The sequence below is a fragment of the Streptomyces sp. NRRL S-378 genome (assembly GCF_000720645.1).
GTDB lineage: Bacteria > Actinomycetota > Actinomycetes > Streptomycetales > Streptomycetaceae > Streptomyces.
In genome coordinates this window covers 1-13604 of sequence record NZ_JOBX01000022.1, presented here as the reverse complement: position 1 = coordinate 13604, position 13604 = coordinate 1, and the positions used below count along the sequence as shown (strand labels likewise).

The 13604-nt window shown below is 73.9% G+C and carries 7 protein-coding genes; all 7 read right to left on the bottom strand.

Features of this window, described 5'->3' with window-relative positions; translation table 11 throughout:
- Window positions 1-38 precede the first annotated feature (38 nt).
- Window positions 39-1445, bottom strand: coding sequence for a condensation domain-containing protein (locus tag IH80_RS0117445; protein ID WP_030961484.1), 1407 nt, complete (start codon window positions 1443-1445; stop codon window positions 39-41).
- Window positions 1445-4801, bottom strand: coding sequence for a non-ribosomal peptide synthetase (locus tag IH80_RS0117440; protein WP_051809456.1), 3357 nt, complete (start codon window positions 4799-4801; stop codon window positions 1445-1447). The genes IH80_RS0117445 and IH80_RS0117440 overlap by 1 nt, the downstream gene beginning before the upstream one ends.
- Window positions 4794-8882 (bottom strand): non-ribosomal peptide synthetase, encoded by a 4089-nt coding sequence (locus tag IH80_RS0117435; RefSeq protein ID WP_051809455.1) that lies wholly within the window; start codon window positions 8880-8882, stop codon window positions 4794-4796. The genes IH80_RS0117440 and IH80_RS0117435 overlap by 8 nt, the downstream gene beginning before the upstream one ends.
- 180 nt (window positions 8883-9062) lie before the next feature.
- The gene (locus IH80_RS0117430) at window positions 9063-10340 is read right to left on the bottom strand and encodes an MFS transporter (protein ID WP_051809452.1); all 1278 of its coding nucleotides are present in this window, start codon (window positions 10338-10340) and stop codon (window positions 9063-9065) included.
- A 119-nt stretch (window positions 10341-10459) separates the two neighbouring features.
- Window positions 10460-11491: a winged helix DNA-binding domain-containing protein gene (locus tag IH80_RS0117425; protein WP_030961479.1), complete on the bottom strand. Its 1032-nt coding sequence runs from the start codon at window positions 11489-11491 to the stop codon at window positions 10460-10462.
- Between the two features lie 13 nt (window positions 11492-11504).
- Complete coding sequence (locus IH80_RS46045) at window positions 11505-12149, bottom strand: 4'-phosphopantetheinyl transferase family protein (RefSeq protein WP_051809450.1); 645 nt, start codon at window positions 12147-12149, stop codon at window positions 11505-11507.
- Window positions 12149-13604, bottom strand: a 1456-nt coding sequence (locus IH80_RS0117415) for a methyltransferase domain-containing protein (protein ID WP_030961476.1), incomplete at its 5' end; no start/stop codon positions are given. The genes IH80_RS0117415 and IH80_RS46045, both read right to left, overlap by 1 nt.

The following is a 13604-nucleotide window of genomic DNA, read 5'->3' as shown; positions in this document are numbered from 1 at the left end:
GGCGGGGGCCGGGGCGCGCACGGCCCCGGCCCCCGCGCTCAGTGCCGGGCGGTGACGAGCGGGGACCCGGGCGCGGCGACGGCCCGGTCCAGCACCTCCTCGATCCCGGTGAGCAGGCCCCGCACGTCCTCGGGCGTGGCCGCGTGCCGGTTGTACTCGGCGGTGCCGCCGATCTCGCCGTCCCGCTCCACCAGGCCCACGCAGGCCAGGGCGGCGGCCGGGTCGGGGCTGTAGAGCTCCAGGTGGCGGGCGGGCGGCCCGGGGAGCTGTCCGACCTCGATGCCGGGCAGGTCCAGCGGTACGGCCGGGTAGTTGTGGAGGGCGAACAGGACGTTGTACGGCGGCGGTGTGCCGTCGCCGAACAGCACGTCCACGGGCAGGCGCTGGTGGGCCAGGGCGTCGGCCACCGCGGTGCGGGTGCGGTGCAGGAGCTCGCGGAAGGCCGGCCCGCCGGCGAGGTCGAGCCGGATCGGCACGACGGTGGTGTACTGCCCGACGGCTCCTTCGAGCGGTGCGGCGAACCGGCCGGCGGCCGGGGTGCCGATCACCACGGAGGTACGGCCGTCCCTGCGGGCGAGCACCACGGCGAGCGCGGCGAGCAGGGTCATGAAGGGGGTCGCCCCCTCGGCCGCGCCCAGCTCCAGGCCCGCGTCGACGGGACCGCGGGCGAGCCGTACGGGCAGGTGTCCGCGCTCGAAACCGCCGGGGGCCCTGGGTGCGGGCGGGTCGGCCGCGAACACGGCCCGGCGGCGGGCCAGTTCGGCGGTGCCGTCCGGTCCGGCGAGCCAGCGGTGCTGCCAGTCGGCGTAGTCGGGGAACTGGAGTTCGGGCGGGGTGAGGGCCTCCGGACCCTCGCGGTAGCCGGCGGCGAGGTCTGCGAGGAAGACCCCGGAGGACCAGCCGTCGAAGACCGCGAGGTGGGAGGCGAGGATCAGGACGTGCTCGTCGGGGGCGGTCCGCAGCAGCCGGAACGCGCTGGTGCGGCCGGACTCCAGGTCCAGGACGGTGGAGGCGCTCTCCTTGAGCTGCAGGGCGGTCCGCTCGGCCGCGGCCTGGGGGGTGAAGCCCGTCAGGTCGGCCCGGGTGAGCCGCAGCACCGGTTCCTCCTCCACGTGCAGCCGGGGCTGGTCCGCGGTGGAGCGGACCAGCCGGGTGCGCAGGGCCTCGTGCCGGCGCAGCACCCCGGTGAGGGCCTCGTCGAGCCGCCGCGGGTCGAGGGGGCCGGTCAGCCGGAGCGCGTGCGAGCCGGTGGCGACGGCCGGGTGGGTGCGTTCCCGGCGCCACAGCCGGGTCTGCAGGGCGGTCGGGGGGACCGGCCCCGCGCCGGAGCGCGGGGCCGGGTATCCGGGTACGGGCCGGCGGGCGGCCAGCATCAGGCGGGCGAGCTCGCGCTTGCCCTCGGGGAGCGCGGCGAGCGCCCCCTCCAGCCCGGCCGGACCGGCCATCAGGGTCCCTCCGGCTGCTGGAGGGAGCCGAGGAGGGCGGCGGCCTCTTCGTCGCTCATGTTCTCGATCTGCTCGAAGACCGCGAGCAGCCGGTCCTGTTCACCGGCGGCCTCGGCCTTCGCGGCACGGACGAGTTCGGCGAGGCCCGCGACGGTCGGACGGCCGAAGAAGTCGGCGAGGGCGATGTCGATGCCGAAGAGGGCCCGGACCCGGGAGACCACGATGGTGGCCTGCAGGGAGCTGCCGCCCAGGGCGAAGAAGTCGCCCTCCACGTCCGGGTTCTGCCATTCCAGCAGTGGGGTGAGGATGTCGCGGCAGATCTGCTCCTCGACGGCGTCGCGCGGCGGGGTCCCGCCCTGGGCCGACTGCTCGGTGGGCAGGGGCAGGGCGGCGGTGTCGACCTTGCCGTGCGGGGTCAGCGGCAGCTCGTCCAGGACGACGACGACCGGGACCATGTAGCCGGGGAGCCGGACGGCCGTGTAGGCGCGCAGGCCCTCGGCGTCGGCGACCTCGGAGGCGTAGGAGCCGACCTGCTCGACGGTGACGTAGGCGGCCAGCATCCGCTCGCCGCCCGCGGCGGGCTGGGCCACCACGACGGCCTGCTGCACGGAGGGGTGCCCGGTCAGCACGGCCTCGACCTCGCCGGGCTCGATGCGGTGGCCGCGGACCTTGAGCTGGCGGTCGGTGCGGCCGAGGAAGTCGAGGTTCCCGCCGGGCAGCCAGCGGACGAGGTCACCGGTGCGGTAGAGGCGGGCGGTCTCGGGGCCGTCGGCGTACGGGTTGTCCGCGAAACGTTCGGCGGTGAGGTCGGGGCGGCCCAGGTAGCCGCGGGCCACACCGGGGCCGGCCACGCACAGTTCGCCGGGGACGCCGGGCGGGACCGGGCGCAGCCGCTCGTCGAGCACGAAGGCCTGGTGGCCCGGCATGGGGCGGCCGATGGGCGGGTTGCGGTCGTAGCTGCCGGTGCAGTCCATCAGCGTCACGGCGACCGTGGCCTCGGTGGGGCCGTAGCCGTTGACGAAGCGGCGCTCCCCCGCGGTCCATTCGGCGACGAGCCGGCCGGGGAAGGCCTCGCCGCCCACCGAGACCAGGCGCAGGTCGGGCAGGGCCGACTGGTCGAGTAGCGGCAGGAGTGCGGGCGGGAGTTCGGCGACGGTCACCGCGTCCTCGCGCATCCGGGCCTGGAGCAGGGCGGGGTCGCGGCGTTCGTCGTCGGTGGCGATGACGAGCGAGCCGCCCGCGAGCAGGGTGGTGAAGATCTCGAAGACGGAGACGTCGAAGGTGAGGGGCGCGAACTGCAGGACCCGGTCCTCGGCCTTGATCTCGTAGGCCTTGGCGATGGTGCGGGAGAAGTGGGTGACCGAGCGGTGCTCGATCATGACCCCCTTCGGGGTTCCGCTGCTGCCGGAGGTGTAGAGCACGTAGGCCAGGTCGGCGGGGGTGGAGCTGAGGGCGAGGGAGGGGACCTCGCGGACGGGGGCCGCGGTCCCGGTGTTGACGAGTTCCAGCGGTACGGGCAGCTGCGCGCTCTCGTCGACGAGGGCGTGGCGGACCTTGGCGTCGGCCAGGACGGTACGGGTCCGCTCGGCCGGGGCGGCCGGGTCGACCGGGATGTAGTGGGCGCCCGCCTTGAGGACGCCGAGGACGCCGGCGACGGCGGCCGGGCCGCGGGCCACGCACACGGCGACCGGGTCCCCGTGTCCGACGCCGCGGTCGCGCAGCCGGTGGGCGATGGCCTCGGACCAGCGGTCGAGTGCCGCGTAGTCCAGCCGCGTGGCGCCGTGCCGGACGGCGGTCGCGTCGGGGTGGATGGTGGCGCGCTCCCGGAAGGCGCGGTCCAGGGTGGTGGTCCAGGCGGCCTCGTCGACGGGGCCGCCGCGGGACAGCTCGCGGGCGTGCCGGGAGGCGGCGGGCTCCTCGACCAGGCTGATGTCGCCGACCTTGAGGTCGGGGTTCTCGGCGACCTGCTCCAGGACCTGCCGGAAGGCACCGAGGAGGGCGCTGGCCGTGCCGTGGCGGTAGAGGGAGGTGTTGTACTCGAGGGAGAGTTCCAGGCCGTCGTTCTCGCCGACGAGGAAGCTCATGTCGAACTTGGCCGCGCCGTCGTGCAGTTGATCCATCGTGAACTCGACGTCCGCGGCCTGCGCGCGGTGGGTGCCCCAGCGGCCGAGCGAGGTGAACTCGATCTGGAAGAGCGGGTGGCGCAGCGGGTCGCGCACCGGCCGGACGGCCTCGACGACCTGCTCGAAGGGCAGTTCGCTGCTGGTGAAGGAGTCCATCACGGAGGCGGCGGTGCGGGTGACGAGCTCGCGGAAGGTGAGCCCGTCGGTGACCTCGGTCCGCAGGGTGATCATCTGGACGAAGCAGCCGATGACCTGTTCCAGGTCGGGGTGGGGGCGGGAGGCGCTGGCGGTGCCGACGACGACGTCCTCGGTCCGGGTCCAGTGCCGCAGCAGTGCGTTGAAGGCGGCGAGCAGGGTGGTGAAGACGGTGGTGCTGCCCGCGTCGGCGAGTTCGGTGAGACGGTCCAGCAGCTTCTGGTCGAGGGTCAGTTTCAGGCCGCGGCCGTCGCCCTTCGTCTCGGGACCGCGCGGGTGGTCGGGCATGACCTCGGTGGCGACGGCGCCGGCGAGGATCTGGCGCCATTTGGCGGCGAGCGCCCGGCCGTGCTCGTCGTTCTCCAGCTTGGCCCGCTGCCAGGCCGCGAAGTCGGCGTACTCGACGGCGAGTCTGGGGGCCTCGGGGCGCCTGCCCGCGGCGGCCGCGGCGTAGCTGCTGGTCAGTTCCTCGGTGAAGATCCGGGTCGAGCCGGGGTCCCAGGCGATGTGGTGGACGACCCAGAGCAGGACGTGCCGGTCCTCGGCGAGGCGCACGAGGTGGGCGCGGACGGGCGGGGCGGCGGCCAGGTCGAAGGGGGCGGCGGCGGTGGCCGCGGTGAGCTCGGCGAGTTCGCGGTCGGCGTCGTCGCTGCCCGACAGGTCGGTGCTCTGGACGCCGAGCACGAAGGAGGGGACGGGCTCCTGCCAGGGGACGCCGTCGATCTCGACGAGTTTGCTGTGGAGCACCTGGTGTCGGGAGACGACGGCGTTGAGGGCCTCGTGCAGGGCGGCCCGGTCCAGGGGACCGCCCAGGGCTATGGAGAGGGCTATGTTGTTGCGGGCCTTGCCGGCGCCGAGCTTGTCGACGAACCACATCTGCTCCTGCTGGAAGGAGGAGCGGGAGCGCGGTCCGTGGTCGGCGCGCTTGAGTTCGACGCGGCGGCCCACGCCGGCCGTCATCTGGTTGCGCATCCTGCCCAGCAGCCGGGAGCGCTGTCCCTGGGGCAGGCGGCCGAGCCGTTCGGCGAGATCAGACATGGTTTCCTCCGTTGCGGTGCAGGTCTGCGAGCAGGGCGGCGAGCCGGTCGGGCAGGTGCTTGGCGAAGTAGTGGCGGCCACCGGGGATCACGGCGAGCGACACGTCGGCGGCGTACCGGCCCCAGGCGCGGTAGCCGTCCTCGTAGCCCTCGGTGGCGTCGTCGGCGTCGCCGATGATGCAGGTGAGCGGGGTGGTCAGGGGCTGTTCGTAGCCGCCGGGGGTACGGGCGAAGAAGCGGGCGGCCTCGGTCATGTCGTGCCGCACCATCCGCAGGACGGCGGTGAGGTCGCGGTCGTCGAGGACGCCGTCGAAGCCGTCCATGGTGGTGAGGTAGGCGACGAGGTCGTCGTCGCCGGAGACCCGCTCCATTTCCAGTGCGTACTCGGGGTCCTCCTCGGGGAGGGCGGCGGCGAGGTCCAGGGCGATCGGCCGCTGTCCCATGCGTTCGAGGACGTGGGTGGTCTCCAGCGCGGTGACGACTCCGGCGCAGTGGCCGTAGACCGCGTACGGGCCCTGCACGGTGCGGGCGATCTCCTGGGCGGCGAGTTCTGCGAAGTCCGGGACCGGCAGCATCGGGCCGGGGCGCAGCGGGTCGTGTCCGGGCGGCGAGACGGCCAGCAGCTCGATGTGCGGCGGGAGCTGGGCCGCGAGGGGCTGGTAGGCGATGGCGTCGCCGCCGCCGTGCGGGAAGCAGACCAGGGTCAGGGCGGTGGTGCCGGCGGGGCGTTCGGGGGTGAGCCGGTGCAGCAGGCGGTGCGCCTGTGTCCCGCTGCCGCCGAGTTCGGCGCTGCGGGCGGCGAGGCCGGCCGGGGTCGGGTTGCTGAAGAGGTCGACGACGCGCAGGGCGGCGGCCCCGCCGTCCGGCAGGGCGGCGGCGACGGCCCGGACGGCGCGCACGGCGGCGAAGGAGTCCCCGCCGAGGGCGAAGAAGTCGTCGTCGGGGGCCACTTCGGCCACGCCGAGCACCTCGGCCCAGACGGCGGCGATCCGCAGGGCGACGGGGTCGCCGCCGGCCGGTGCGACGGCGGCCGGCCGGTCCGGGGCCGGTGCGGCGGGGCGCGGGTCGGGCAGGGCACCGCGGTCCACCTTGCCGTTGGGGCTCAGCGGGAGGCGTTCCAGCAGCACCAGTTCCGCGGGGACGCAGTGCGGGGGCAGGACCGCGCCGAGTGCGGTGCGCAGGGCGGCGGTGTCGAGGTCGGCGCCGTCCTCGGGGACGACGTAGCCGACGAGGCGGTCGGATCCGGCGGCGGTACGGCGGGCGGCTACGACGGCCTCGCGGACGCCGGGGCGGTCGCGCAGCGCGCTCTCCACCTCGCCGGGTTCGATGCGGAGCCCGTTGAGCTTGATCCGGAAGTCCGTGCGGCCGAGGAGTTCGATGGTGCCGTCCGTGCCGTAGCGGGCCAGGTCGCCGGTGCGGTAGAGGCGTTCGGTGCGGCCGGGTTCCAGCTCGACGTGGACGAACTTCTCCTCGGTGAGCTCGGGCCGGTTCAGGTAGCCGCGGGCCAGTCCGACGCCGCCGAGGTGGAGTTCGCCGGGGACGCCGACGGGGACGAGGCGGTCGTGCGGGTCGAGGACGTACGTGCGCTGGTTGGCCATGGGGCGCCCGTACGGGAGCTTCGTCCACTGCGGGTCGACCCGGCCGACCCGGTGCTCCACCGAGTGGATGGACGCCTCGGTCGCCCCGCCGAGGGCCGCGAAGGACAGCTCCGGCGCGAAGGCGCGGATCCGGTCGGGCTGGGTGACGGGGATCCAGTCGCCGCCGAGGAACGCGGTGCGCAGCTTGGGCAGTCGCGGACCTCCGGCGTGTTCGAGCTGGTCGACGAGGAGGCCGAGGAGTGCGGGGGCGGAGTTCCAGACGGTGACGCCGTGGCGTTCGACGAGGTCGGCCCAGTGGGCGGGGTCCTTGGCGGCGGCGGGGTCGGGCAGGACGAGCGTGCCGCCCGCGGCCAGGATGCCGAGGGTTTCGTAGACGCTCATGTCGAAGCTGGGCGAAGAGAGGGCGAGGACGGAGTCCCCGGGGCCGATGCCGTAGGAGCGGTTGAGGTCGAGGAGGTTGTTGACGACGCCGCGGTGCTCCAGGGCGATGCCCTTGGGGGTGCCGGTCGAGCCCGAGGTGAAGATGACGTAGGCGAGGTCCCGGGCGGTGACGGGGACCTCGGGCCGGGTCGCGGGCAGGTCGGCGAGCGCGGCGCGGTCGGTGTCCAGGAGCACCCGGGCGGTGCCGGCGGGGACGGGCAGCCGGCCGATGAGTTCGGCGTCGGAGACGACGATGGGCGGCGCGGCGTCCTTCAGCAGCAGGGCGAGGCGTTCGGCGGGGTAGTCCGGGTCGAGGGGGACGTAGGCCCCGCCCGCCTTGAGGACGGCGAGGATCGCGGTGACCAGTCCGGGGCCGCGGCGCAGGCACAGGGCCACGGTCCGGTCGGGGCCGGCTCCGGACTCGACGAGCCGGTGCGCGAGCCGGTTGGCGCGCTCCTCCAGCTCCCGGTAGGTGACGCTCCAGCCGCCGAGGCCGCCGAGGACCACGGCGGGGGCGTCGGGCCGGCGGTCGGCGTGCTGCTCGAAGAGGTGGTGCAGGCAGGCGTCCTGGGGGAAGGGGGCGCGGGTGGCGTTCCAGTCGTCCAGGGCGGCGCGCCGCTCGGCGTCGGTGAGCAGCGGCAGTGCGGACAGCGGGGTTTCGGGGCGGTCGACGGCGCCTTCGAGGGTGGTGAGGAAGTGGCCGAGGAGCCGGTCCACGGTCGAGGCGTCGAACAGGTCGGTGGGGTACTCCACGAGGGCGCGGACCGCGGTGCCGTTGTCGTGGACGCTGATCATGAGGTCGTACTTGGTGGCGTGCGAGGAGAAGTCGATGGGCTCGGTGGCCAGGCCCGCGAGGCCGGGCGCCGTGTCCGGGGTCTCGTCGAGGAGGAACATCACGGAGGTGAGCGGCGGCCTGCTCGGGTCCCGGGGCAGGCCGAGCGTGTCCACGATGAGGTCGAAGGGCAGTTCCTGGTGCGCGTACGCCTGGAGGGTGGTGTGCCGGGTGGCGCGGACCAGCTCGGCGAAGCCGGGGTCCCCGCCGGTTCTGATGCGCAGCGGCAGGGTGTTGACGAAGAACCCGATGAGTTCACTGAAGGCCGGGTGGTCGCGGCCGGAGACGGAGGTGCCGACGACGATGTCCTCCTGGCCGGTCCAGCGGCGCAGGGTGGCGGCGAATCCGGCCAGCATCGTCATGTAGAGGGTGGCGCCCTCGGACTTGCCGAACTCCCTGAGCCGGGCGATGAGCCGGGGTGGCAGGTCGATGTAGCGGGAGGCTCCGGCATGCCCGAAGACGGGGGGCCGGGGCCGGTCGGTGGGCAGGTCCACGGGCGCTGCTCCGCCGAGCTCCTCCCGCCAGAAGGAGGTGAGCCCGTCCAGCCGGTCGCCGCTGACGCGGCGGCGCTGCCAGGTCGCGAAGTCGGCGTACTGGAGGGCGAGCGGGGCGTTCGGCTCGGCGGGTGCCCCGGTGCGGGCAGCGTAGGCGCGCTCCAGTTCGGTGTAGAGGATCCGCATCGACCAGCCGTCGGTGACGATGTGGTGGAGGTTGAGGACGAGGACGTGGTCCTCGGCGCCGAGGCGGCCGAGCCGGGCCCGCAGCGGGACGGCGCCGGCCAGGTCGAAGGGGGCGCCCGCGTCCGCGTCGTAGAACGGCCGGACGGATTCCTCGTCGGGCAGTTCGGTCAGCGGCAGGGGCAGCCGGAAGCCGTCCACGACCCGGGGCAGGGCCTCGGAGGCGCCCTCCTGGTAGGTGTAGACGGTGCGCAGCACCTCGTGGCGGTCCACGATGTCCTGGAGCGCCGCGTGCAGGGCGGGGACGTCGAGCGGGCCGCGGATGCGGGTGGCCACCGGCACGTTGTAGGCGGGGCTGCCGGGCTGGAGCTGGTCGATGAACCACAGCCGGCGCTGTGCGAAGGAGAGCACCGGCGGGTCCGCGGGGTCGCGGGGTGCCGGCTCGGGGTCCTCCCGTACGGCGGCGCGCCCGCCGGTGCGGCCCGTCAGGGCCTGGAACAGTGCCCTGCGGGACTTCGGCAGTGCGGCTATGCGTTCGGCGAGGGACTCGCTCACCTTGAGCCTCCGTGCGTCTTCGGGAGAGGGAGTACGGCAGGGAGCGCCGCGGGAGTGCGGCGCGGGCGTGCGGGTGCGGGGTACGGGCGTGCGGGGTACGGGTGTGCCCGTGCGGGCGTGGGTGCGGGTGTCGGGAGCGGGTGCCGCTCGGCGGGCACCCGCTCCCGTGGGACTGGACCGTCAGGCGGTGACCCTGGCCTCGTCCGAGGCCGGAGATCCCTCCTCGGCGGTGTCGTCGCCGCCCGGCATTTCCTTGATCTTGGCGACCGGTCCGGTGAGCAGGGTCAGACCGCCGATGATGGTGACGGCACCCGCCACCGCGAGGCCGCCGGTCAGGCCGATCGCCTCGCCGAGCGCGCCGCCGGCGAAGTAGCCGAGGGACAGGGCGCCGTACACCGCGGACAGCGCGGTGCCGCTGACGCGGCCCATCTGCTCGTTCGGGGTGACGCCCTGCACGAGGCTGAGGACGTGGATGTCGAACATCGGGGAGACGAAGCCGATGATGGCCTGGACCACGATCAGTCCGACGAAGCCGCCGACCGCGCCGCCCGTCGGCACCAGGATGTAACCGGCGCCGAGCACGACCGCGGTGATGACCAGGAGGCGGCCGACCGAGAGGCTCTTGGAGACGACCTCGGAGAGGACCGCGCCGACGATGACGAAGACCGACATGACGGCGAAGGCCGCACCGACCTGGCCGGGGCTGAGGTTCAGCTCCTTGTAGGCGTAGACGATGAGGATGGCGTCGCCCATCGCGGCACCGAGGTTGACCACGACGTTGGCGGTGAACAGGCCGCGCAGGACCGGGTTGCCGAAGAGGGTCTTCATGCCCTCCTTCATCTCCGCCTTCGCGGAGGCCTTCCGCTCCTCGGTCCGCTCGCGCACGTCCCGGTGGCGGATGACCAGCAGGGCGATGAGCGAGATGAGGAAGGTGAACGCGTCGGCGGTGATGGCGCGTGCGGCGCCGAGCAGCTGGATGAGCGCGCCACCGGCGCCCGCGCCGACCGCCTCGGCGACGCTGCGGCTGATCTGCAGCTTGGTATTGCCCTCGATGAGGTTCTCGGTACCGATGAGCTGGGGCAGCCAGGACTGGTAGGAGACCTCGAAGAAGGTCGTGAGGCAGCCGGTGATGCCGGCCACGATGAAGATGTGCGTCATGGTGACGGAGTCGAGCGCGAACGCCAGCGGAATCGTGGCCAGGGCCAGGAAACGGCCCAGGTCGGCGACGATCATGACGATGCGCCTGGAGACCCGGTCGGCCACCAGCCCGGCGATCGGGGCGAGCAGCAGGAAGGGGAGGAAGCGCAGCGCGCCGAGCACGCCGACCTCCAAGGCTCCACCGTCCAGCACCACGACCGCGAGGGTCGGTAGTGCCAGAAGGGAGATCTTGTCGCCGAAGTTGCTGACGGTCTGCCCGAACCACAGGCGATTGAAATCGGAATGCCGACCGAGTGCCATGTCGACGCCCTTTTCTGATTGGGTACGGAATTGTCGGACGGCACTGACGCTATGGACCCCGGGTTGGTCCCCGGTTATGAATTCCGGGACTATAGACCGCTTGTAGACATGCGATGAGCTCAGCTGGAGAAGCGTGCGATGTCGGCGCTCTCGCGGGCGATCCCGGCGGCCACGGCGGGGCTCCAGGGCTCGGTCCCGGGGAAGGGTTCCACCTTGACCGGCGCCCCGCGGCGGCCGCCCGACCAGGTGCCGACGGCCATGCCGTCGACCAGCACGGTGGCCCGGATCTGCCCGCCGCCGGGCCACACCCGGCGCTCGTGCTCGGCGGGCACCGACAGGTCCCGGCTGCGGTAGCCGACCAGGTAGTTGTCGTAGGCCGGCAACAGCCGTACGTCGGGATCCCCGGGGACGGGCGGGTCCTCGGGACCGGTGTCCCGAACGGCGGCCCAGGCGTTCTTTCCCGTCGTGGTCTTCAGTCCCGACCAGTGGACGAAGTCCAGTGCGTCGGAGGGCCCGTGGGCCGCGCGGTAGCGCCGCGCGAGTTCCCGTACGGCCGCTTCGCCGGTGTACGGGAGCGGTCCGGTGGCGGGCAGCCAGTCGTCGAGGAGGACGTAGGTTGCGTCGCCGCCCTGCTGCGGCCCGTGGCAGATGAGGCCGGCCAGGGCCGCGCGGCGGATGAGGTGGAAGGCGGACTGCCCCTTCGGCTCGACGCCGAGGGTGGTGAGCCGGTCGGTGAGCCGGGCGCGGGTCAGGGGGCCCTTCGCGGCGATCGCGTCGGTGATGAGGCGCTCCGAGCGCGTGCACAGGGCCTCGTCCAGGCCGAGTTCGCGCAGGCGCCGGGCGGCGAGCGCGAGGTAGACGGGGCCGAAGAGGGCCAGCAGCCAGCGGGCGTCGGCGGCGGGCACCAGCTGGAGGGTGCCGCGCATGAACCAGCCGCGGACGGCGGTGCGTTCGGTGTCGGTGGCCCGGCGCACCGCCTCCTGCGTCAGCCCGCGGGCCCGCACCCGCAGCCCGAGCTCCGCCGCGGGCAGGTCCTGGGCCTGGACGGCCAGCACCCGGTCCAGGACGGCGGCGACGGAGTCCTCCCGGACCCCGTCCCCGATCGCCTGTGCGCGCGCCCTGAGCAGCCGTTCGGTCGTACGTCGTTCCACGTGGTCCAGTCTTTCAGCCGAGCAGCCGCAGCCGCATCTCCTCGCGGGCCGCCACGCATCCGACGGCCTCCGCGCCGCCCCAGTCCAGCAGCCGCCAGCCGTGCCAGCGCGGCGGCTCCTGCCCGTACACGGGCAGGTCGAGGCGGGCCGGCTCATCGAGCGTGCCCGCCCCGACCTTGACCAGGGACTCCTTTCGTACCCACTGGCGCAGGAAGGCGCGCCGGGGGCGGGTGTCCGACCGCAGGGCGGCCAGTTCCTTCTCCGTGCAGACGGACGAAGCCGTCCGCCAGTCCAGGGGGCCGTCGTCGGCGGCCTCCACGTCCACGCCGACGGGGCCGTCGGCCGCGGCGGCCGCGACCCAGCCCCGGGTGTGCGCGAAACTGACGCCGGTGCCGGGCGCCTCGGCCAGCCGAGGCCTGCCGTGCGGCCGGTCGCAGGAGCCGCAGCTCTGAACGACGGTGAGGCCCTGCGCCGGGCGGCCCAGGAGCCGCCCGGCGCAGAGCCGGACCAGTGCGTGCGCGGCCAGGAAGTCGTCCCGGTCGCCGGCCGACCGGAGGGCGCCGGCGCGGTCCAGTTCGGTACGGGTCAAGAGCACCCGTACGTCCCCTGCCGCTGCCAGCACCGCTCCGGTCGGCCCGGCCAGTGCGAGACCGGCCATCAGCGCCTGCGGCGCAGCACCGCGTAGTAGCCGGGCAGCCGCAGGGCGTCGGAGTCCGACTGGGGGTCGATAGCGTGCAGTTCTATCGCCTCGTCCTCGACGATCTCCCAGCCCTCGGCGCCGAACGCCTCGGCCAGCTCGGGCCGGGTGAAGCGGTGCGAGTGCCGGACGCCGGCCGCCTCCAGCGGGCCGACCAGGTCCTCGGCGCGACCCCGCTTGCCGCCGACGAAGCCGAGGTAGCCGAAGGAGTTGCTGGAGTAGTCGGGCTCGTGCACGATCAGCGTGCCCTCGTCGCCCAGCAGCCGGTCGGCGACCGCGGCGAGCCGGGCCCGGGCCTCGGTGTCCAGGACGTGGAAGACGCCGCGGACGAAGATGTTGTAGGGCCCCTCCCCCAGGACCGCTGCCTGTTCGGCGTCGGTCATGTCGATGGCCAGGTAGTCGACGTTCGCCACGCCCTCCGCCTCGCGCTTGGCGTGGTCGATGGCGCTGACGGACACGTCGACGCCGATGACCGACGGGTAGTGCGGGGCGAGTTCGCGGCTGTAGCGGCCGTTGCCGCAGCCGAGGTCGATGAGCGGCAGGTCGGGGCGGAAGTGGCGCTGCGCCTGGTCGAGGAGCCATTGGAACTCCTCGCCGCTGTCGGCGTCCCAGATGACGTCGCCGCCTCGGCCGGTGCGCCGGATGCCGGCCCAGTAGCGCTCCCAGGCGTCACCGGTGTCGCGCTCCTCGGCCCTGGCCGCGTCGGCGCCCTCCTCGCCGGGCGGCGGGGAGTACCGCTCCCAGACCTCGTCCTCGCCGAGGGCCTCCAGCAGGGCGGTGAACTCGTCGAACATCGAGTCGATGAGCCCGTCGGGGTAGACCGCGGGCAGGAAGTCCCAGTTGAAGGTGAGTCCTTCGGGCTTCTCGAAGACCTGGAAGTCGAGGGAGACCTGGGGGGTCTGGGAGATCCCGTAGACCGGCGCGCCCAGTTCGGTCTCCTCGTACTGCGGCGGGTGGCCGGCGAGGCTGGTCATCACCACGGGCATGGCCGGGGCGAGGGAGCCGCGCAGCTTGGTCAGCTCGCGCAGGACCTGCACCCCGCTGAAGTAGCGGTGCTCCAGGTCGGCCCACAGGCGGCGCTGGACGGCCTGCGCGCGTCCGGCGAAGGTGGAGTCCTGCTGTTCGACGGCGAGCAGCAGGGTGGTGGTGGTGTCCGCGAGCAGGGCGTTGACCTGCGGGTGCAGCGGGAGCCGGTTGAAGAGCGGGAAGTTGATGGTGAAGCGGGCCTGTCCACAGGCCCTGCCGAGGATCTCGGCGTAGGCGGCGGCCAGCACCCCGGAGGGGGTCACCTCGCGGGCGTGCGCCCGTTCCTGGATCCGGGCCCACTCCTCCGGGGAGACGACGTGGCTGCGCCGTTCGAACCGGACCGGCAGCTCGGGGGCGTCGGCGGGGCGCTCGGGCAGCGCGGGGGCGGGC